The sequence below is a fragment of the Aeromonas sp. BIGb0445 genome (assembly GCF_024809075.1).
In the GTDB taxonomy this organism is placed as follows: Bacteria; Pseudomonadota; Gammaproteobacteria; order Enterobacterales; family Aeromonadaceae; genus Aeromonas; species Aeromonas rivuli.
The window spans coordinates 70,260-91,338 of the sequence record NZ_JANUES010000010.1 but is presented as its reverse complement, the minus strand read 5'-3'; the positions used below and the strand labels follow the sequence as shown (position 1 = coordinate 91,338).

Below are 21,079 nucleotides of genomic sequence, written 5' to 3'. Positions count from 1 at the left end.
CCATATGAATGAAAAGGCCCCGCGAGGGGCCTTTTTTCTGGGCGGGAGTTGAGCCTTCAATGCAGGGTCTTCAACAATAAGTGCCGCTCAGGGTCATCCCCGACCATCCCCCATAAAAACGGCCACCCGCAGGGGTGGCCGTTTCTCGATGGGTAGCACCCAAGGAGTTTAGCGCAAGGACTTGACCGAGCGGCGCACGATGAGCTCAGGCTGCACCGTCATGGATTCGACTTCCAGCTCCTTGTTGCGGATCCGGCTCACCAGCTGTTGCACCGCCAGCAGACCCAGTTCGGCCTTGGGGTGGCGAATAGTGGTGAGCGGCGGGCTGGAGAAGCGAGCCATCTCCACATCGTCATAGCCGATGACGGAGATGTCGTCCGGCACCTTGACCCCGGCCTCCCAGGCCGCGCAAATGGCGCCTATCGCCATGGGATCGTCGAAGGCAAACACCGCGGTCGGACGCGGCTCGAGCGCCAGGATATGCAGCATCTGGTCGAAGCCGCTCTGACTCTCGTAGTCACCCTCGAAGATCTGTTCATCCTGCAAGGTGAGACCCTGCTCGGCCAGGGCATCGCGCACCCCATCCAGTCGCTGCTGAGTGGTTGGCTTGTCGAGCTGACCCGTGATGCAGGCGATATTGCGGTGACCCTGCTCCAGCAGGTGGCTGACCGCCATGCGGGCACCGATGCGGGCGTTGTCATTGATGACGTTGGCAAAATCGCACTCGGTTCCCCAATCCAGCACCACCTGAGGCACACTCTTGTGGATGCGCAGCATGTCGCGCAGGGGGGTATCGATGTCGGTGCCCAATACCAGCAGGCCATCGACCCGCTTCTCCATCAGCATTCTCAGATAATGCTGCTGACGGGGCGGCTGGTTCTCTGTATTGCAGAGGATCAGGCTGTAGCCCTGCTCGAAGCAGTAAGCCTCCACCCCGCGCACCACCTCCGCGAAGAAGGGGTTGGCACTGGTAGTGACCAGCATGCCGATGGTCTTGGTCGAATTTATCTTGAGGCTGCGCGCCACCGAATTGGGTGCGTAGTTGAGCTCTGCCACCGCCTCAAGCACGTTTTGGGTTGCTTCTTCGCTGACCCGACGGGTGTGATTGAGTACATGTGAGACGGTGGAGATGGATACGCCTGCGCGCGCGGCGACATCTTTAATAGTGGCCATCTCTGTCTCCTGAATATCAAAAGCGGAACCTTAGCAGATTTCCCGAATAAAGGCTTGAAATTAACGGGAACTATCAGGCGATTGCCGATGCTGGCTAATCTAGGTGCTGCCCAGTGTTTGCGCAAACAGATTTTGAACGAAATGGGAGCCTCATCAGAGTAAAAACTCGTCAGGTTTTTCCGCTATCAAATCAACAAGATTCGAATGTTAACTTTATGTTGCCCACACGAAACAGCATGAAACACCAAGTAAATGTCTATACATAGTAGCAAGCTTCATTTAACCCCCATCTAACCCCCCTTATGCCATATCTTTAACAGCTTGTTATTACTGGGGCAGGAATGATAGAACCTTACCATTGCCGGACAAGCGGGAAGTCTGCCCGGTGTGAAACAATCCACTGATTAAAGGGACGAATCTATGAATAACTGGAGCAAGGTTGCAGTCAGGGCAGCGGTTTCTATGGCGCTGTTTGGTTCTGTTTCCATGGCCTATGCCGCCGATACCATCAAGATTGGCATTGCAGGCCCGGTCACCGGCCCGGTCGCTCAATATGGCGACATGCAATTCACCGGCGGCAAGATGGCCGTCGAGATGATCAACAAGGCTGGCGGCATCAAGGGCAAGCAGATCGAGGCCGTCATCTATGATGATGCCTGCGATCCCAAGCAAGCGGTCGCGGTCGCCAACAAGGTGATCAACGACGGTGTCAAATTTGTGGTTGGCCACCTCTGCTCCGATAACACCCTGCCCGCCTCCGACATCTATGAAGACGAAGGCGTGCTGATGATCACCCCCGCCTCCACCAACCCCAAGATCACCGAGCGTGGCTACCAGATGGTGCTGCGGACCATAGGTCTGGATAGCGATCAGGGCCCGACTGCCGCCAAGTACATCATCGACGTGGTCAAGCCCCAGCGTGTCGCCGTCATTCATGACAAGAAGCAGTACGGTGAAGGCATCGCCTCCAGCGTGAAAGCCACTCTGGACAAGGCTGGCGTCAAAGTCGTGGCCTTCGAGGGTATCACCGCAGGCGACAAGGACTTCTCCGCCCTGATCGCCAAGCTGCAGAAAGAGAACGTCGATTTCGTCTACTACGGCGGCTACCACCCGGAGCTGGGCCTGATCCTGCGCCAGGCAAATGAGAAAGGCTTCAAAGCCAAATTTATGGGTCCGGAAGGGGTAGGCAACAAGGACATCTCCGCCATCGGTGGCAAGGGCTCCGAGGGTCTGCTGGTGACGCTGCCGAACAAATATGACCTGGTGCCAGCCAACGCCCCGATCGTCGCGGCTTTCAAGGCCAAAGGTCAGGACTCTTCCGGTCCCTTCGTCTGGACCACCTATGCGGCAGTCCAGACCCTGGCTGCCGGGATAGAGAAAGCGGGTGAAGACCCGGTTGCCGTGGAAAAGGCCATCAAGAGCAGCACCATAGACACCGTCATGGGCCCCCTCACCTGGGCTGCAAATGGCGACCTGAAAGGCTTCGAGTTCGGCATGTTCGAGTGGCATGCCGACGGCACCTCTACTCAACTCAAATAATAAATCTGCCGGAGGGGGTGAGCATGCTCACCCCCTCACGTCTTTGCGGGCAAGTACAGGGAACGCAGTATGTCCGAACATATTCTTTATTTGGTTCAGCAGTTGCTGAACGGATTAACCATAGGTAGCACCTATGCGTTGATCGCCATCGGCTACACCATGGTCTATGGCATCATTGGCATGATCAACTTCGCTCATGGCGAGGTTTACATGATTGGCTCCTATGTGGCCTTCATGGTCATGGCCGCCCTCATGATGATGGGTATAGACACCACCGCCATACTGCTTGGGTCTGCCTTTCTCATCAGTATCATAGTGACCGGCACCTATGGCTGGACCATAGAGCGGGTCGCCTACCGCCCCTTGCGCGGCGGTAACCGTCTGATCCCCCTCATCTCCGCCATCGGCATGTCGATCTTCTTGCAGAACATGATGCGCATGGCCCAGGGATCCCGGGACATCGCCATGCCGACCCTGATCAGTGGCGGCTGGAACTTTGGCTCAGAAGATGGCTTCCAGGCCAGTCTCTCCTATATGCAGCTCATCATCTTCGTGGTGACCTTCATCACCATGCTGGCGCTGACCCAGTTCATCAACCGCTCCCGTATGGGCCGCGCCTGCCGCGCCTGCTCGGAAGACATCAAGATGGCAAACCTGCTGGGCATAGACACCCATGTGGTCATCTCCATTACCTTCGTGCTGGGGGCCACCCTGGCCGCCGTCGCCGGTGTGCTGCTTGGCATGTATTACGGCGTCATCAACCCCTACCTCGGCTTTATGGCCGGTCTGAAAGCCTTCACCGCCGCGGTGCTGGGGGGCATCGGCAGCATTCCCGGTGCCGTGATAGGGGGGTTGTTGCTCGGCGTGGTCGAGGCGCTCACCGCCGGCTACCTCAGCACCGAGTACAAGGACGTCATGGCCTTCGCCCTGCTCATCCTGGTGCTGCTCTTTATGCCCACCGGTCTCCTGGGTCGCCCGGAGGTCGAAAAAGTATGATGAAACATGCATATATCATCGGCCTGATGCCGCTCTCCATGGCCAGCACTGGCATCCTGGGTCGCCCGGAGGTCGAGAAGGTATGATGAAACGTCAATTCATTCACGCCTGCGTCGCCAGCCTGGTGCTGATACTGCTCTCCTTCTGGCTGCTCGGCTTCAAACTCGAGACGGAAGGCACCCGTTTGCTGGTCATCAGTCGACTCGATGTCTCCCTGATCTGGTTGCTGGGTGGGGCGGCGCTGGTGTTCTGCTTCCAGCTGCTGCGCAGCCAGATCCTGGGACTGTTCAAGGGGTCCACCAGCGGCGTCTCCAAGCTGGTGCTGCCCAGCCCGGAGCAGGCGCCACGCCTCTACAACACGGCGGCCCTCATCGCCCTGCTGCTGGCGGTAAGCTGGCCCTTCATGGCCTCCCGTGGTGCCGTGGATCTCGCCACTCTCACGCTCATTTACGTGATGCTGGGTCTGGGGCTGAACGTGGTGGTCGGTCTGGCGGGTCTGCTCGATCTCGGTTATGTCGGCTTCTACGCGGTCGGCGCCTACAGCTATGCCCTGCTCAACACCTACTTCGGGCTGAGCTTCTGGGAGTGCCTGCCCATCGCGGGGGGCATGGCCGCCCTGTTCGGCTTCCTGCTCGGCTTCCCCGTGCTGCGGCTGAGGGGGGATTATCTGGCCATAGTGACCCTGGGATTTGGCGAGATCATCCGCATCCTGCTCAACAACCTCACCTCCCTCACTGGCGGCCCGAACGGGATATCAGGCATTCCCAAACCCACCCTGGGTGGCCTGGAGTTCAACCGCACCGTCAAGGACGGCGGCTTCGGCACCTTCCACGACTTCTTCGGCATCACCTACAACGCCAACCACAAGGTGATCTTCGTCTATCTGATGGCCTTGCTGCTGGTAATTGCCACCCTGTTCGTCATCAATCGCCTGCTGCGCATGCCCCTTGGCCGTGCCTGGGAGGCGCTGCGTGAAGATGAGATCGCCTGCAAATCACTGGGGCTCAACCCCACCATCATCAAGCTGACCGCCTTTACCATAGGCGCCTGCTTCGCGGGCTTCGCGGGCAGCTTCTTTGCTTCGCGCCAGGGCTTTATCAGCCCCGAGTCCTTCGTATTCATCGAGTCCGCCATCGTGCTGGCCATCGTGGTGCTGGGGGGAATGGGCTCCCAGATCGGCGTGGTGCTGGCCGCCATCGTGATGACGGTACTGCCCGAGCTGGCTCGCGAGTTCAACGAATACCGCATGCTGATGTTCGGTCTGCTGATGGTCTTCATGATGATCTGGCGTCCACAGGGTCTGCTGCCAATGACTCGCCCCCATCTGGAGCTGCAAAAATGAATCAGAAATTGTTAGAGGTCTCTGATCTGTCGATGCGTCACCTGGATGGGCTGCTCGTGATGCCCCTGGCCCAGCAAGTGGAGCTGCAAAAATGAATCAGAAGTTGTTAGAGGTCTCTGATCTGTCGATGCGTTTTGGTGGCCTGTTGGCCGTCAACGGCGTCAAACTGGATGTCGACCAGGGCGAGGTCATCTCCATCATTGGTCCCAACGGGGCTGGCAAAACCACTATTTTCAACTGCCTGACCGGCTTCTACCGGCCAAGCGGTGGCACCATCCGTTACCGTGGCGAGGAGATCCAGGGGCTACCCGGCCATCTGATCGCCCGCAAGGGGGTGGTGCGCACCTTCCAGCACGTGCGGCTGTTCAAGGACATGACGGCAGTAGAAAACCTGCTGGTCGCCCAGCATCGTCACCTCAACACCGGTTTTATCTCCGGTCTGTTCAAGACCCCGGCTTTTCGCCGCGCCGAACAGGAGGGACTGGATCAGTCCGCCTTCTGGCTGGAAAAGGTGGGCCTCAAGGATCTTGCCAACCGTCCCGCGGGCAACCTGGCTTATGGCCAGCAGCGCCGCCTCGAGATTGCCCGCTGCATGGCCACCAAGCCAGCACTGTTGATGCTCGATGAGCCGGCAGCTGGTCTCAACCCCCATGAGACCGACGAGCTCAACGAGCTGATCGTCGGGCTGCGCGACGAGTTCGGCGTCTCTGTGTTGCTGATCGAGCACGACATGAAGCTGGTGATGGAGATCTCCAACCGCATCTTCGTGGTCAACCAGGGCACCCCACTGGCTCAGGGTAAACCGGAGGAAATCCGTAATAATCCGGCAGTGATCAAGGCCTATCTGGGCGAGTCGTAAGGACAAAAAGATGTTAGAACTTCGCAACGTATCGACCCATTACGGCAAGATCCAGGCCCTGCACGACGTCAGTGTCGAGGTAAAAGAAGGCGAAATAGTCACCCTGATCGGGGCCAACGGCGCCGGTAAAACTACGCTGCTGATGACGCTCTGTGGCGAACCCAAACCCAGTAGCGGCAGCATCTGGTTCGAGGGAGAAGAGATCACCTCCCTCACCACGGCCCGCATCATGCGCAAAGACATCGCCGTGGTGCCAGAAGGGCGGCGTATCTTCGCCCGACTGACGGTGGAGGAGAACCTGCGCATGGGCGCCTTCTTCGTCGACAAGCATGAGCAAGAGGGTCTGCTGCAACAGGTGTTCACCATGTTCCCACGGCTCCATGAACGGCTGGAACAACGGGCGGGCACCATGTCCGGGGGCGAGCAGCAGATGCTGGCCATAGGTCGGGCCCTGATGAGCAAGCCGCGCCTGCTGCTGCTCGACGAGCCCTCCCTCGGCCTGGCCCCCATCATCATCCAACAGATCTTCGACACCATTTTACAGCTGAGGGAGAAGGGCATGACCATCTTCCTGGTGGAGCAAAATGCCAACCAGGCACTCAAGCTGGCGGACAGAGGCTATGTGCTGGAGAACGGCCGGGTGGTGCTGCAAGACTCGGGCGCCGCCTTGTTGTCCAATCCCGCAGTGCGCCAAGCCTATCTGGGCGGCTGACATGGCTCCTTTACCCATTTCATCCTGCTATCCATGGCAGCCATGCCCCGGATATCGCTCGGTGATGAGGTCGTGAGCCACCCCAGGGGCACCCCGGACAGTCACAGGTTCTGGCGTGACCCTGAACTGCCTTTTATCGAGGCGCGCTCGGTGCAAGATGGCCGGCGCGTCTGCTATGACAAACACAGTCATGCCCACTTCTCCATCGGTGCCATTACCGGCGGCCACAGCCACTACCTCAATCAGCGCAGCTGGCAGAGCGTTGGCAGCGGCACGCTGGTGCTGATGAACCCGGAAGAGGTCCATGCCTGCAACCCCGTCTCGGATCAGCCCTGGTCCTATCTGATGTTCTATCTCGACCTCGACTGGCTGGGGGGCCAGCAACAAGACGCGGGTCTGGGCAGCGAATTTCGCCCCTTCGACATGACCGCCAGTCGGGATCCCCTGCTCTATTCCCTATTGGCAAGCCTCTATCGCACCCTGGTCGATAGCAGCCAGGATACCCTGGCCAAACAGGTGGCCTGCCACGGATTCGGCCACCAGCTACTGCATCGCCTGACCCCGGCCAAGTGGGATGATCGCCCGCCCCCGCGCCTGCAACGGGCCGCCGAGCTGATGCAGGACGACTGCGCCAATGCGCTCAGCTTGCAACAGCTAAGCGCCGTGGCCGAACTCAGCCCCTCCCACTTCGTGCGCGCCTTCAACCGTCATTACGGCATGACGCCCCACGCCTACCTGCTCAACCAGCGTATTCGCCACGCTCGCATGCTGTTACAGCGGGGGCAATCCCTGGCCGATGTCGCCCTGGCCAGTGGCTTCGCCGATCAGGCCCACTTCCAGCGCCAGTTCAAACGCTTGGTCGCCGCCACTCCGGGCCAGTATCGTGCCCAGATGTCGCGCCAAGACGTCCACTGCGATGAGTGATGGGGAAGCAGGCCAGTGGCCCAGAGTGCTCAAGATCAGGGTTCCATCACCAGATAGAGGCCGCTGAGCAGCAGTAGCGCCGCCATGGCGCGATTGAACCAGCGCAGTCGACGCCGGCATGACAACGCCTCCCGCAACTGGCTGCCTGCATAAGCCCAGCAGGCAATCGATACCAGACAGATCACCAGGTACAACAAGCAAAACTGCAGTACCTGCCCCAGCCCTCCTAGCGCGCCATAGGCACCAACCCCCATGCTGGCCGCCAGCCACGCCTTGGGGTTGAGCCATTGCATCATGGCGCCATACCAGAATGCCGGAGGCTTGCCCTCCTGAGCACTCAGCGTGCCGTCATCTCGCAGCAGCAACCAGGCCATGTAGCAGAGAAACCCCACACCGCCCCAACGGATGGCGCTGCCGAACACCGGCCAGCTCGATAACAGGGTGCCCAGGCCCAATCCCATCAGCAATAACAACAAGATGAAACCCAGGGTAGCCCCGACCACGTGCCGCAGGCTGGCACGAAAGCCATATCGGGCCCCGTTGCTGAGGGCCACCAGATTGACGGGACCCGGGGTAATGGACATGGCCAGGGCAAACCCGGCCATGGATAACAGCAGACTCGTTTCCATCAATGACACTCCAACAAGATGAGAGGAGGCCACCCTAGCGGCCATGACCGGCCCGGGTATTGAAGAAAATTGCGCTCAGGCCCTCGCCGAGATGCCCAGAGGAGATTGCCCCCTTAGCGCAGGCGCGCTCATGGGGTAAACTGCAACCCTATCGTTACTATCAGGACAAGGTCATGGATCAATTCGCCCACATCAGCGCCCAGGATGCCCACACCAAGCTCGCCGCGGGCGAGGCAAGACTCGTCGATATTCGTGATCCCCAGTCATTCGAGACATCTCATGCGGTGGGCGCCTTTCATCTGACCAACGGCAGTCTGGTGCGTTTCATGGATGAGGTGGACTTCGACACCCCCGTCATCGTCATCTGCTATCACGGCAATAGCAGCCAGGGTGCAGCCCAGTACCTGCTGCAACAGGGCTTCGAGGAGGTATACAGCCTGGATGGCGGCTTTGAGGCGTGGCGCAAGGAGTTCCCCATCCAGGCGGGCGATGCATGAGCGGCGCTGATGAGCACGTCCCGGCAGGCATGATACAGCTGCTGGTACTGGACAACGCCCGCATGGCCCAGGCGCTGGTCGACTACCTCAGCACTCTGGGGATCCCGTGCGAGCTGACCCAGTCAGAGCTTGGCGTCAGTGTCTGGCTCGCCGACGAGCAGCGTGTCGCCCAGGCCCAGCTAGAGGTGAAGCGTTTCCTGGCCGAGCCCAGTCACCCCCGCTACATGGAAGCCTCCTGGCAGTCCGGCCGGGCCGATGTCCGCATCGACTACAGCAAGGGCATGACGGATCCCATCACCGATTTCCTGCACCACGCCGGGCCACTCACCCTGCTGGTCATCATCGCCTGTCTCGCTATCTATGCCCTGCAGGCGATCGGCCTGCCCATCTATGATCTGCTGGCATTTCACCCGACCCTGGCCCAGTTTGCCGATTGGCAGGCCTGGCGTTACCTGACTCCGGCCTTCATCCATTTCTCCATATTGCATCTGGTGTTCAACCTGCTGTGGTGGTGGTATCTGGGTGGCCAGATAGAGCAGCGCCTGGGCAGTGGCAAGCTGTTTATTCTGCTGCTGGTCGGGGCGGCCCTGCCCAACATCGCCGAGTTCTTCGCCAGCGGCCCGCTGTTTGGCGGCCTCTCCGGTGTGGTCTATGCCCTGCTCGGCTACCTCTGGCTGCGCGGCCGCCTGCAACCGGAGTCCGGTTTCGCCCTGCCCCCGGCACTGATGGGCTTCATGCTGTTCTGGCTGGTGCTCGGCTTCTTCGACCTGCTCGGTACCAGCACGGCCAACATCGCCCATCTGATCGGCCTGCTGGTCGGTCTGCTGCAAGGCTGGCTGGACCGCCACCACAAGCTGGCCTAGTCGTTGTTGTCATAAGGTTTTTCTCGACCTGCTCGGCAGCCATACCGCCGCCAACATCGCCCATCTGGTGGGCCTGCTGGTCGGTCTGCTGCAAGGCTGGCTGGACCGCCATCACAAGCTGGCCTAGTCGGGCTTCAGCAACATAGCGTCATCAAAAGAGCGCCATAAAAAACGCCGCCCCCGAGGGCGGCGTTTTGCTGGCTGGCTCACTCGAGCCTGCACACTTACTGCTTGATCAGCGTAGGATCCGTGACCTTGACCGCGGTACCGCCACTCATGAAGAAGCTGGCGAACTGGGTCTGCAGCTCGGTGGTCACCTTGCCGGTCGGATCGAAGTTCTCGTCTGGTGCCAACAGCGAGCTGTGACCACCGGCCAGGATACGCACCGCATGGTGGTTGGCCGCGCCGGTTGCCGTCAGCGGCTGCAAGCCGAGCAGCTTGAGCAGCGGCTCTGTGCCACCCAGCGGCGCAGTCGCAATGCTGTTCGGGATCACCTGATCCGGCAGGCTGCTGGCGCCATCCCCCACGATCTCGGAGGCAAACAGCGGGAAGTCCGTCTTGATGCCTGACACCAGGTTGATGGGATCAGCAGAATCCAGCACCGACTGGGCGGCGAAGCTGTAACTCTGCAACGTGCTGGCCGCGCTCGCCTGAGTGGCCGCATCCAGGCTCGGCAGGAACTCGTTGACGAAGCAGCTTGGCACCGCTGTCTGGCAGCTGGGCGCATAGGCGGTAAAGCCAGCCTTGAGCGCCGGGCTGCCTGCGGTCAGCACGCCCATCTTGATGGTCGGGCCGAAGGTCGGCGAGTTGAGCAGCAGGGGCGCTATGCCGCCGCCGGGCATGCCCAGACCGCCGGTGTCGAACTTGAACAGGGCATTTGCCAAGGGGTTGCCGATGTCCTGGTTGGAGACGGAGAGCAGATCGGCTCCCGAGATGGCCCCCAGGGAGTGGCCAAGGAAGTGTACCTTGAGCCCGGCGCCGCCGAGCTGGGTGCCCAGGCCTTTGGCATTGGCCAGCCCCACCGCCAGACGCAGCCCGAGCAAGTCGGCCACGCTCTGTTTCAGGTTGTCCCGTGCCACCGTCAGGTAGCTCAGATTCAGATAGGGGGTTGGATTGCTCTCGGTGGTAACCGAATCCAGGCTGCCGGTCAGGGCGTAGCCGCGCTCCCCGTGCAGTGGATGATCGATGACCACTATGGCCACGTTCTTCTTGGCCTGCAGGCCGGCGCCAATCTGGCTCAGGGCGATGGCGTAGGCGTTCTCCTTCACCGAGGTGACGCCGTGCTGATAGATGATGACGTCGGTGACGGCACTGAGCGGCGCGGCGGAGAAGATGCGCATCGGCACGTCCTGCACCTCGGTCAGGGCCGGCAGCGGGTTGAAGCGGCCTATGTTCTGCTCGGCATCCAGCGGCTTGCCACCCGAGGTGATGGTCGCGCCGATCAGCTTGCTCGCCTCGGCCAGCAACTCGGCCTGACGGGTCGGATCGGCAATCAATTCGCCCAGCAAAGCCGGATCCACGCCCGCCCCCACCAGACCACCGATCACCTCGCTGTCATTGGCCTTGAGCGCATTGGCGATGGCATAGAGGCTGGGGATGGCACCGTGCCAGGACTGAGTCTTCGCCTTGTCCCAGGAGCCGGCGCTGGTTGGTGTTGCCAGGAAGTAAGGCAGCTTGACCGCCCCCGTGTACACCTTGGTCGCAGCCGCGATACCGCTCAACTGAGGATTAGCGCCAATGACGCTCTCCAGCAGGGACTTCTGCTCGTCCGGCAGGAAGGGCTCGGCAGCCAGCTGGGTCAGGAAATCGACCCCGGCATTGAGGCCCGTCATGGTGTAAGTGAGCGGCAGGCTGTCATTGCCCTCGGCATCCTGTTTCCACAGGGCGGCCGCATCCAGGGTCGGGCTCTTGAGAATGGAGGCCGCGGCCCCTTTCACCGCCAGCAACACATCGGCGCCGGACTGGGTACCGAACCAGTCGGAGAAGATGACATGGTCGCTGCTCACCCCGGTAGCGCCCTTGAACAGCGTCTCTTGCAGGGTGATCAGGCCATTGATGGTCTGCTCCTGAGCCGTGCTGCCTGCACTGCCCTTGAAGTTGCTGTAATCGCTACCGGCCTGCAGTGCCTTGCCATCGCTGTCTTTCAGGCTGTCGGTGGCGACAATCATGTAATAGGAAGAGGGATTGAGCGGCTTGAGCGGCACCAGGTTGAGCTTGCCCCCTGCGCTGGCGACCACGTAGTCGCTGCCGTAGCTAAGCAGCTTCTTGACGCCGCTCGGGCGCAAGGTGGCGCTGTCGAACTCCAGCTCCAAGAGATAGAGGGGAGCGACCGAGGCACCGAATTCAGCCGCGGCGGGCGCAGGCACCTGGGTACCCGAACCGGTGACAGGCACAATCTGGATCGCCTGGGTGGTGGACCAGCCATCCAGGGTCGACAGGGCTGACACCGGGTTGGAGCGATCCGCCGTCTCGGTGGAAAACTTGAGGGTACCATCGCTGGCCCGGGCGGCCAGGGCGCTCGGCCGCACCGCATTGGAGCCGGTTAGCAGATAGTCCAGGTAGCTGGAGGTGTCGTCATCCTTACTGTCACTGCCACCGCAACCCGCCAGCAGAGCACTGAGCACGGCTACATAAACAAGCTTCTTTTTCATATCCATGTCTCTTTAGTTGTTATCCATACGAGTCGACGCTTTGCCGCCGCCACCAACATATTAACAGGCAAGCAACAAATATCACCCATCTGGTCAGTCATCTGATCTGATTTTTTTGTGTACAAGGTCAAGGAATTGCATTTTAGACAGACTCAATAGGTTATCAGCGACCACGACGGCCCCTGCCCCGACCAGCCAGCCGGATCGGACAGTGTCGCAAAAATCCCTCAGGGTTCGGCAAAGCAGGCAAATAGTCGGTAGAATGGCGCCATCAGATGAGGAGAAGATGTGATGATCGACCCGAAGAAACTGGAAGATATTGCCAAGCAGGTTCAGAACGCCCTGCCCCCCGGCATTCGTACCATGGGCGAAGAAGTGGAGAAGAAGATCCGCCAGGTGCTGCAAGCGCAGCTCGGCAAACTGGATCTGGTCAGCCGTGAAGAGTTCGATGTGCAGACCAAGGTGCTGCTGCGCACCCGTGAGAAGCTGACCGCCCTGGAAGCCAAGCTGGAGCAACTCGAGCAGAAGCTGGGCGGCAAGAGCGAATAAGCCCTGGTCTCTCGCGCCAGAAAATAACAAACCCCAGCCAGGCTGGGGTTTGTTGTATCCGCGAACTTATCGGCAAGAACGCTTCATTTAGATAAATTCGTAGGCATCGCCGAAGATACGCTCAGGCTCGGCACCCAGCAGTTTGAACTCTTCCCGCGCCGCGCCCGCCATCTCGAAGCGGCCCGCCACATAGATGTCGTAGTCATGCAGACTCACGAAATCATCCATGATCGCCTTGTGTACCAGACCGATACGACCGCCCCAGTCAGCCTCGGGCTCCTGCACCACGGGGATGAAGGTGAGCGGTTCGTAGCTGGCGGCCCAGCGCTCCATCTCCGCCTGCTCGTAGAGCCAATGGGCCTGACGCACGCCCCAGTAGAGGAAGACGGGACGCTTGCTGCCGTTGGCAATCAGGGACTCCAGTATGGAGCGGGCATAGGAGAAGCCGGTGCCTCCCGCCATCAGGATCAGCGGGCGGGGCGAGCTGTCACGCAAGAAGGCCTTGCCAGCCGCCAGCTCCACCTCGATTTCGCCCTGCTCGCGCATGCGGGCCAGCACCTGACCTGCGTAGGCGTTTTCAGGAGTCGCCCCGATTTGCAATTCCAGCACCCCCTCCCGGGTCGGCGAATTGGCGATGGAGAAGGGTCGCTTGTCCGAATCGCTCATCACCACCAGCAGATATTGGCCCGGCTTGAAATTCACCTCTTGCTGTGGCGTCAGGGCCACGTGCCAGATGGTATCGACATATTCACGCAGCTCCGCTACGCGGCACTTGATACGTTGCATTCTATTCCTTGCGACGGGCCGGCCGGCCCGCTCCTTTTATTGATTCAGACTCATGACCCTGGGGTCGCGTCGTCGAAAATATTCAGTTCAGACCAGATGGCATCAATCTTCTGCTTGACGGCTTCATCCTGAACTATCGGCTGACCCCACTCGCGATTGCTCTCCCCCGGCCACTTGTTGGTGGCATCCAGCCCCATCTTTGAGCCCAGCCCCGAGACGGGCGAAGCGAAGTCGAGATAGTCGATGGGAGTATGCTCGATGAGGGTGGTGTCCCGCGCAGGATCCATGCGGGTGGTGATGGCCCAGATCACATCCTGCCAGTTACGGGCATCGATGTCATCGTCGCAGACGATCACGAACTTGGTGTACATGAACTGGCGCAGGAAGGACCAGACCCCCAGCATCACCCGTTTGGCATGGCCCGGGTAGCGCTTCTTGATGGTCACCACCGCCATCCGGTAGGAGCATCCCTCAGGCGGCAGATAGAAATCCACTATCTCCGGGAACTGCTTTTGCAGTATGGGGACGAATACTTCGTTGAGGGCCACGCCGAGCACCGCCGGCTCATCGGGCGGGCGGCCGGTATAGGTACTGTGGTAGATGGCATCCCGACGCATGCTGATATGGGTGATGGTGAACACCGGGAACTCATCCACCTCGTTGTAGTAACCGGTGTGGTCACCATAGGGGCCTTCCGGCGCCATCTCACCGGGCTCAAGGTAGCCTTCCAGCACGATTTCGGCGCTGGCGGGCACCTCAAGGTCGCAGCTCAGGGCCTTGGCCACCTCGGTGCGGCTGCCCCGCAGCAAGCCAGCGAAGGCATACTCGGAGAGCGAATCAGGCACCGGGGTCACGGCGCCCAGTATGGTGGCGGGATCCGCGCCGAGGGCCACCACCACCGGGAAGCGCTTGCCTGGATGGGCCTCCTGCCATTCGCGAAAATCGATGGCGCCGCCGCGATGATCGAGCCAGCGCATGATCAGCTTGTTCCTGGCGATCTTCTGCTGACGATAGATACCGAGGTTCTGACGCTGCTTGTAAGGGCCACGGGTGATGGTGAGCCCCCAGGTGACCAGCGGGGCTACGTCCCCTGGCCAGCAGTGCTGGATGGGCAACTTGTCCAGATCCACCTCATCCCCTGCCAGCACCAGCTGCTGGCAAGGGGGCGATGAGACCCGCTTGGTCGGCATGTTGAGCACCTGCTTGAAGATGGGCAGCTTCTCCATCAGCTCCTTGAGACCACGAGGCGGCTCGGGCTCTTTCAGATAAGAGAGCCAGGTGCCGACCTGACGCAGGGCGCTCACGTCCTGCTGGCCCATGCCCATGGCGACGCGATCCGGGGTGCCAAACAGGTTGGTCAGCACGGGCATCGCATACCCCTTGGGATTTTCGAACAGCAGCGCCGGGCCACCGGCCCGCAGAGTTCGGTCACTGATCTCGGTCATCTCCAGGTAGGGATCTATCTCCTGGCTGATGCGCTTGAGCTGGCCTTTCTTCTCGAGCTGCGCGATAAAATCACGCAAGTCCTTGTATTTCATGCGGGTACCGGCTGGATTCAGGAGGTGGGGCATTATAACCCCGGCGGAGTCCCTGTTGTACCCGTATCGGGTGCCAACAGCAGGGAGATGTTCGGCCGCCGCTCCATGCGCGTCAATTCATCGGCCAATCGTACCAGCAGTCTGGGTTCATCGACCTCGAGCAGCAGGCTGGCGACCAAACCACCATATTGGCTGTTGCCGAGTTCGGCCAGCAGGAAGTCCTGGGCCTTGATGGGCAGAGGCGAGAGCTGACTCAGCGCCTTCAGGGCTGGCCGTTTCAGCTTGGGATTCCTGGTCGCGGCGATGAGCAGATCGCTCGCCGTGTCCCCTTGCTGCAGGGAAGACAATGCCTTGAGGGCCACCAGACTGTCATCGTCCACTGGCTGGCGCCACAGCATGAGAAACAGGGATGGCTCGCCAGTACGCAGCAACAGCTGGCTCAGCAGCCGGTTATCGGGCAGGAATATGTTCAGCTTGCCCAGCGCTTGCGCCTGCTTGTACAGCAAACCGGCGGGCAACTGGGCTATCGCCTGGAGCAAGGCCTGCTGTTGCTGGGCCAGGAGGGGGTTGCGGCTGTTGTAGACGCTCTTCCATTCGAAGCTGCCATTGCTCAGTGCCTGGCGATACTGCGCTTGCCAGTTCTGCTGTTGCCAGTGGGTGAGCAACAGACGGGCCTCGGCGGGAAAGTCATAGGCAGGCAGTTGCATCAGGAAGCCATCGACCTCCCCTTCGACCAGCCATTGAGGTGCCTTGGTTGACTGGGTCTGCACCCAGTATTGCAATGACGCCGTGGCGGGTATGTGCTGCAGGTCGCTGAGCAGCTGGTAGAGCAGAAACTCACGCTGGCCCAGGCTCAGGGAGGCGAGCAAGGTATCCACCGCATCAAACCGACCGGCCTGGAGCTGCTCCAGCAGATAACGCTGGCTCTCGCGCAGTCCCTCATCGGCGACCAGGGCACTCTTGATCGGGGGTGGCTTGCTGACGGGGGTGGCCATGGCCGTTCCCGCCAGCAGGCTGGCCAGCAATAAAAAAACCAATCCTTTCATGACGTCTCTATCCATGTGACATCCAGGCTTCATAGTACGGCAAATCCTTTACCCAAAACCGCGATCCCACGCGGATTGCGGCATCTTGCGGCCAAATTGGCCAATCCATCCGCCATCTGCCGACAACTCAGGACTCGCTGGCCACGTTTAACCTGCCAGCCCCCTGCGCAACAAGGAGCCAGGGCGCGGATAAACAAAAACCGCGACCAAAAGGTCGCGGTTTGCACAGCACTCGGCGAGCACTTACTTCTGCTGACGACGCATGGAGTCGAAGAACTCGTCGTTGGTCTTGGTCGCTGCCAATTTGTCGATCAGGAACTCGATGCTGTCGATCTCACCCATGGGGTGGATGATTTTGCGCAGGATCCACATCTTCTGCAGCTCGTCGGGAGCGGTGAGCAGCTCCTCCTTGCGAGTGCCGGAGCGGGTGATATCGATGGCAGGATAGACACGCTTCTCGGCAATCTTGCGCGAGAGGTGCAGTTCCATGTTGCCGGTACCCTTGAACTCTTCGTAGATGACTTCATCCATCTTGGAGCCGGTGTCGACCAGTGCGGTAGCGATGATGGTCAGGCTGCCGCCTTCCTCAACGTTACGGGCGGCACCGAAGAAGCGCTTGGGTCTGTGCAGGGCGTTTGCATCCACACCACCGGTCAGTACCTTGCCGGATGAGGGGATGACGGTGTTGTAGGCACGGGCCAGACGGGTAATGGAGTCCAGCAGGATGACCACATCCTTCTTGTGCTCGACCAGACGCTTGGCCTTCTCGATCACCATCTCGGCAACCTGAACGTGGCGGGAGGCGGGCTCGTCGAAGGTAGAGGCGATCACTTCCCCTCTCACCATGCGCTGCATCTCGGTCACTTCTTCCGGACGCTCGTCGATCAGCAGCACGATGAGTTCACAGTCAGGGTGGTTGTAAGCGATGCTCTGGGCGATGTTCTGCAGCAGCATGGTCTTACCGGCCTTGGGGGGCGCCACGATCAGGCCACGCTGGCCACGACCGATGGGGGACGCCAGATCCAGTACACGGGCGGTGATGTCTTCGGTCGAACCGTTGCCACGCTCCATGCGCAGACGCTCGTTGGCGTGCAGCGGCGTCAGGTTTTCAAACAGGATCTTGTTGCGGGCGTTTTCCGGACGGTCGTAGTTGACCTCGTTGACCTTGAGCAGCGCGAAGTAGCGTTCGCCCTCTTTCGGTGGCCGGATCTTGCCGGAGATGGTATCGCCGGTGCGCAGGTTGAAGCGGCGGATCTGGCTTGGGGAGACATAGATGTCATCCGGGCCAGCCAGATAGGAGCCATCTGCACTGCGCAGGAAGCCAAAGCCATCGGTCAGGATTTCCAGCACACCGTCACCAAAGATATCCTCACCACCCTTGGCGTGTGCCTTGAGGATCGCGAAAATAATATCTTTTTTGTGGGCCCGAGCCAGATTTTCCAACCCCATGGTTTCGCCGAGCTTGACCAGCTCAGACACAGGAGTGTTCTTTAATTCAGTCAGATTCATAGTGGTGAAAGTCTGTAAGCAAGGATTGAATGGGGACGAGACAGTCTGCTGGATTGATGCCGATAGGATTGGATTCGCCAGACTGTTGTTAAGCAAAGCGTCAGACAAAACGGTTAGCAAACGAGCGTTAAATTAGCACCAATCGGGGTGAGCGTCTAGGTCATAAAACACAAGGAGCGCATTATTGCAATGCGCTCCTTCTTGATAATTACAGGTTGCCGTCCAGGAACTCTTTGAGTTGGGTCTTGGACAGGGCGCCGACCTTGGTGGCGGCCACTGCGCCGTCTTTAAACAGCAGCAGGGTGGGAATACCACGGATGCCGTACTTGGGGGCGGTCTCGGCGTTGTGGTCGATGTTCAGTTTGGCCACGGTCACACGACCTTCATACTCTTGGGAGATTTCGTCCAGAATGGGAGCAATCATTTTGCAAGGACCACACCATTCTGCCCAGAAATCGACCAGAACAGGGCCAGCGGCTTTGATTACATCTGCCTCGAAGCTGGCATCGCTCAGCTGAACAATCTTGTCACTCATCTCCAACTCCAGTCAGTAAATAAGGCCTTAATTGAGACGTCAACGAAGGCAATAGTTGCCCTATTTGAAATGATCCTGTTTATTATTGCAAGCCTAACCTGATAACCTACCGCCATGAGCAAAACACACTTAACGACCGATAAATTCGCCCAAATGGGCCTCGAACCCGAAGTTCTGGCTGGTCTGGAATCAAAGGGATTTCACTATTGCACCCCCATCCAGGCACTGTCTCTGCCCTTGCTGGTCGAAGGTCATGACCTCGCTGGCCAGGCCCAGACGGGTACAGGCAAGACCCTTGCCTTCCTGGCTGCAACCTTCAACTATTTGTTGACCCATCCGCTGACCAAGCCGCGCCTGGTCAACCAGCCTCGCGCCATTATAATGGCACCGACCCGTGAGCTGGCGGTGCAGATCTACAACGATGCCGAGAGCATGTCCGCCTCGACCGGGCTCAAGCTCGGCCTCGCCTATGGTGGCGAGGGTTATGACAAGCAGCTGGCCGTGCTGGAACAGGGGGTCGACATCCTGATCGGCACCACCGGCCGTATCATCGACTACTTCAAGTCCAAGGTGATCGATCTGGGCTGCATCCAGGTTGTGGTGCTGGACGAAGCGGATCGCATGTTCGATCTGGGCTTCATCAAGGACATCCGCTTCCTGTTCCGCCGCATGCCAGATGCCACCGAGCGCCTGAACATGCTGTTCTCCGCGACCCTCTCCCTGCGGGTGCAGGAGCTGGCCTACGAACACATGAACCACCCGGAACATGTGCAAGTCGAGCCGGAGCAGATGACGGGCGTGCGCATCAAAGAGGAGCTGTTCTACCCCTCCAACGAAGACAAGATGCTGTTGCTGCTCTCCCTGATGGAAGAGGAGTGGCCGGATAAAGCCATCGTCTTCGCCAACACCAAACATGTCTGTGAAGACGTGCAAGCCTGGCTGGAAAACGACGGCCACCGCGCCGGTCTGCTGACCGGTGACGTGCCGCAGAAGAAGCGGATGAAGATCCTGGAAGATTTCACTCAGGGCAAGCTCGACATCCTGGTCGCCACCGACGTGGCCGCCCGTGGTCTGCACATCCCGGACGTGACCCACGTCTTCAACTACGACCTGCCCGACGATGCCGAAGATTACGTGCACCGCATCGGTCGTACCGGCCGCGCCGGCAAGAGCGGTCACTCCATCAGCCTGGCCTGTGAAGACTATGCCTTCAACCTGCCGGCCATCGAGGAGTACATCCATCATGCCATCCCGGTCAGCAAATACGACCGCGATGCGCTGCTGGATGATGCAACCGCACCGAAACGGATCCACCGCAACCGCCAACCGGTGAACCGCAACTCGCGGGATCGCCAGGGTGGTGGCAACAGCAACAACCGCCGTCGCCCGCCTCGCAAGAACTAAGGGCAGCCAAGTTGCACAACTCGCCGCTCTATGCTGCCATCGACCTCGGCTCCAACAGCTTCCATATGCTGGTGGTGCGCGAGGTCGCTGGCGCTTTGCGTACCGTCACCAAGGTCAAGCGCAAGGTGCGCCTCGCCGCCGGTCTCGATCAGGAATTTCGCTTAAGCCAGGCTGCCATGGCCCGAGGTTGGGACTGCCTGCGCCTGTTTGCCGAACAGTTGCAGGACATTCCCGCCGATAACATTCGAGTAGTAGGCACGGCGACCCTGCGTCTGGCAACCAACGTCGATGAGTTCCTGAGCGAGGCCGAACGTGTCCTCAATCACAACATCGAGGTCATCTCCGGCGAGGAAGAGGCGAAAACCATCTACGAAGGGGTCTCCTGGACCTCCGCCGGGGAAGGCAATCGCCTGGTGATCGACATCGGCGGCGCCAGCACGGAGCTGGTGATCGGCGAACACAGCGAAGCCAAGCTGCTCAACAGCCTGCACATGGGCTGTGTCACCTGGCTCAACAATCATTTCGGTGATGGCGAGCTGAGCGAAGCCCGCTTCAACCAGGCCATCGCCGCCGCCAAGGCCGTGCTGACACCGGTCGCTGAGGATTACCGCGCCCTGGGTTGGCGCACCTGTGTCGGCGCCTCGGGCACCGTCCAGGCGCTGCAAGAGATCATGCTGGCCCAAGGCAAGAGCGAGCGGGTTACTCTGCCCAAGCTGCAAGAGCTCATGGAGCAAGCCAGCGGTTGTGGTCGCCTCGACAAGTTGCGGCTTGAGGGGCTGGCGGCCGAACGGCTGACCGTGTTCCCCTCGGGTCTCGCCATCCTGATCGCCATCTTCGAGGTGCTCGGCATCGAGAGCATGACCCTGGCGGGGGGCGCCCTGCGCGAGGGACTCATCTACGGTCTGCTCGGCAATAATCATGACTGTGATGCCAGGGATCGCACCGCAGACAGCCTGATCAGCCGCTACCAACTCGACAGGGAACACGCCGAGCGCGTCAGGGATACGGCGGTCGAGGCATTCAACCAGCTGCAACCTGCCTGGCGCCTCTCCAAACGCTACGGTCGCCCCATCTTGCGCTACGCCGCCCTGCTGCACGAAATAGGCCTGTGCATCGAGTACAAGAAGGCCCCTCAGCATGCGGCCTACATCATCGACAACATCGACATGCCGGGCTTCACCCCTGCCCAGAAAAAACTGCTGTCCGCCCTGCTGCTCAACCAGCGGGATGAGTTCAAGCAGGAACCTCTGGACCGCCAAGGTGCCGTCACTGCCCGCCAGGCCACCCGCCTTGCCCGCATACTGCGCATCTCGCTGATCCTCTGCATGCGCCGTACTCAAGGCACTGTGCCCCAGTTTACCCTGACCGCGGACGAAGATGCCCTCACCCTCAGTCTGCCCAAGGGCTGGCTGGACGAACACTACCTGCGTGCCAGCGAGCTGCGCCTCGAGGTCGAGCGCCAGCAGAAACTCGGCTGGCCGACCCAGCTACTGGAACTGGAAGCCTGAAGGTAACCCCAAGGAGAGC

At 60.1% G+C, this 21,079-nt stretch carries 19 protein-coding genes; 11 read left to right on the top strand and 8 right to left on the bottom strand.

The window, feature by feature from the left end; genetic code table 11:
* Nucleotides 1-168 precede the first annotated feature (168 nt).
* Entirely contained in the window at nt 169-1,173 is a 1,005-nt protein-coding gene (locus M2367_RS16620) for a substrate-binding domain-containing protein (RefSeq protein ID WP_259237310.1), read from the bottom strand.
* 420 nt (nt 1,174-1,593) lie between these two features.
* Between M2367_RS16620 and M2367_RS16615 the strand changes: the two genes are divergently transcribed.
* The 6 genes from M2367_RS16615 (at nt 1,594) to M2367_RS16590 (ending at nt 7,545) form a co-directional block, all read left to right on the top strand.
* Nucleotides 1,594-2,712, top strand: a complete 1,119-nt coding sequence (locus tag M2367_RS16615) for a branched-chain amino acid ABC transporter substrate-binding protein (protein ID WP_042043942.1) — start codon at nt 1,594-1,596, stop codon at nt 2,710-2,712.
* Nucleotides 2,713-2,781: 69 nt separating this feature from the next.
* Nucleotides 2,782-3,708: a high-affinity branched-chain amino acid ABC transporter permease LivH gene (livH, locus tag M2367_RS16610; protein ID WP_042043944.1), complete on the top strand. Its 927-nt coding sequence runs from the start codon at nt 2,782-2,784 to the stop codon at nt 3,706-3,708.
* 85 nt (nt 3,709-3,793) lie between these two features.
* Nucleotides 3,794-5,050 (top strand): high-affinity branched-chain amino acid ABC transporter permease LivM, encoded by a 1,257-nt coding sequence (locus tag M2367_RS16605; RefSeq protein WP_259237323.1) that lies wholly within the window; start codon nt 3,794-3,796, stop codon nt 5,048-5,050.
* A 91-nt stretch (nt 5,051-5,141) separates the two neighbouring features.
* Nucleotides 5,142-5,909, top strand: coding sequence for a high-affinity branched-chain amino acid ABC transporter ATP-binding protein LivG (gene livG / locus M2367_RS16600; RefSeq protein WP_042043949.1), 768 nt, complete (start codon nt 5,142-5,144; stop codon nt 5,907-5,909).
* A gap of 10 nt (nt 5,910-5,919) precedes the next feature.
* A complete protein-coding gene (locus tag M2367_RS16595; protein ID WP_042043951.1) occupies nt 5,920-6,621 on the top strand; it encodes an ABC transporter ATP-binding protein in 702 nt (233 codons plus the stop codon).
* A gap of 72 nt (nt 6,622-6,693) precedes the next feature.
* The gene (locus M2367_RS16590; protein WP_259237309.1) at nt 6,694-7,545 is read left to right on the top strand and encodes an AraC family transcriptional regulator; all 852 of its coding nucleotides are present in this window, start codon (nt 6,694-6,696) and stop codon (nt 7,543-7,545) included.
* Between the two features lie 35 nt (nt 7,546-7,580).
* On the opposite strand, the gene M2367_RS16585 is transcribed toward M2367_RS16590, so the two are convergent.
* On the bottom strand, nt 7,581-8,174 hold the full coding sequence (locus M2367_RS16585; RefSeq protein WP_157014102.1) for a LysE family translocator: 594 nt from the start codon (nt 8,172-8,174) through the stop codon (nt 7,581-7,583).
* A 173-nt stretch (nt 8,175-8,347) separates the two neighbouring features.
* On the opposite strand from M2367_RS16585, the gene glpE reads away from it, so the two are divergent.
* Both glpE and glpG read left to right on the top strand, forming a co-directional pair.
* On the top strand, nt 8,348-8,671 hold the full coding sequence (glpE, locus tag M2367_RS16580) for a thiosulfate sulfurtransferase GlpE (protein WP_042043952.1): 324 nt from the start codon (nt 8,348-8,350) through the stop codon (nt 8,669-8,671).
* 29 nt (nt 8,672-8,700) lie between these two features.
* Nucleotides 8,701-9,534, top strand: coding sequence for a rhomboid family intramembrane serine protease GlpG (glpG, locus tag M2367_RS16575; RefSeq protein WP_042044037.1), 834 nt, complete (start codon nt 8,701-8,703; stop codon nt 9,532-9,534).
* A gap of 224 nt (nt 9,535-9,758) precedes the next feature.
* Here glpG and M2367_RS16565 read toward each other — a convergent pair whose 3' ends face one another.
* Nucleotides 9,759-12,185, bottom strand: coding sequence for a VolA/Pla-1 family phospholipase (locus tag M2367_RS16565; protein ID WP_259237308.1), 2,427 nt, complete (start codon nt 12,183-12,185; stop codon nt 9,759-9,761).
* Between the two features lie 291 nt (nt 12,186-12,476).
* On the opposite strand from M2367_RS16565, the gene M2367_RS16560 reads away from it, so the two are divergent.
* A complete protein-coding gene (locus M2367_RS16560) occupies nt 12,477-12,734 on the top strand; it encodes a ubiquinone biosynthesis accessory factor UbiK (RefSeq protein ID WP_042043955.1) in 258 nt (85 codons plus the stop codon).
* An 87-nt stretch (nt 12,735-12,821) separates the two neighbouring features.
* Here M2367_RS16560 and fre read toward each other — a convergent pair whose 3' ends face one another.
* From fre to trxA, 5 genes are all read right to left on the bottom strand, one after another.
* Complete coding sequence (gene fre / locus M2367_RS16555; protein WP_259237307.1) at nt 12,822-13,520, bottom strand: NAD(P)H-flavin reductase; 699 nt, start codon at nt 13,518-13,520, stop codon at nt 12,822-12,824.
* A 50-nt stretch (nt 13,521-13,570) separates the two neighbouring features.
* The gene (gene ubiD, locus M2367_RS16550) at nt 13,571-15,058 is read right to left on the bottom strand and encodes a 4-hydroxy-3-polyprenylbenzoate decarboxylase (protein ID WP_042044038.1); all 1,488 of its coding nucleotides are present in this window, start codon (nt 15,056-15,058) and stop codon (nt 13,571-13,573) included.
* 32 nt (nt 15,059-15,090) lie between these two features.
* Nucleotides 15,091-16,104 carry a hypothetical protein gene (locus M2367_RS16545; RefSeq protein ID WP_259237306.1) on the bottom strand — a complete coding sequence of 338 codons (1,014 nt, stop codon included), beginning with the start codon at nt 16,102-16,104 and terminating at the stop codon, nt 15,091-15,093.
* Nucleotides 16,105-16,347: 243 nt separating this feature from the next.
* Nucleotides 16,348-17,613 (bottom strand): transcription termination factor Rho, encoded by a 1,266-nt coding sequence (gene rho / locus M2367_RS16540; RefSeq protein WP_042043959.1) that lies wholly within the window; start codon nt 17,611-17,613, stop codon nt 16,348-16,350.
* A 208-nt stretch (nt 17,614-17,821) separates the two neighbouring features.
* Nucleotides 17,822-18,148: a thioredoxin TrxA gene (gene trxA / locus M2367_RS16535; RefSeq protein ID WP_042043962.1), complete on the bottom strand. Its 327-nt coding sequence runs from the start codon at nt 18,146-18,148 to the stop codon at nt 17,822-17,824.
* 114 nt (nt 18,149-18,262) lie between these two features.
* On the opposite strand from trxA, the gene rhlB reads away from it, so the two are divergent.
* Together rhlB and gppA are read left to right on the top strand one after the other, a co-directional pair.
* Entirely contained in the window at nt 18,263-19,552 is a 1,290-nt protein-coding gene (rhlB, locus tag M2367_RS16530; RefSeq protein ID WP_259237305.1) for an ATP-dependent RNA helicase RhlB, read from the top strand.
* 11 nt (nt 19,553-19,563) lie between these two features.
* The gene (gppA, locus tag M2367_RS16525) at nt 19,564-21,060 is read left to right on the top strand and encodes a guanosine-5'-triphosphate,3'-diphosphate diphosphatase (RefSeq protein ID WP_259237304.1); all 1,497 of its coding nucleotides are present in this window, start codon (nt 19,564-19,566) and stop codon (nt 21,058-21,060) included.
* The last annotated feature ends 19 nt before the right edge of the window (nt 21,061-21,079 follow it).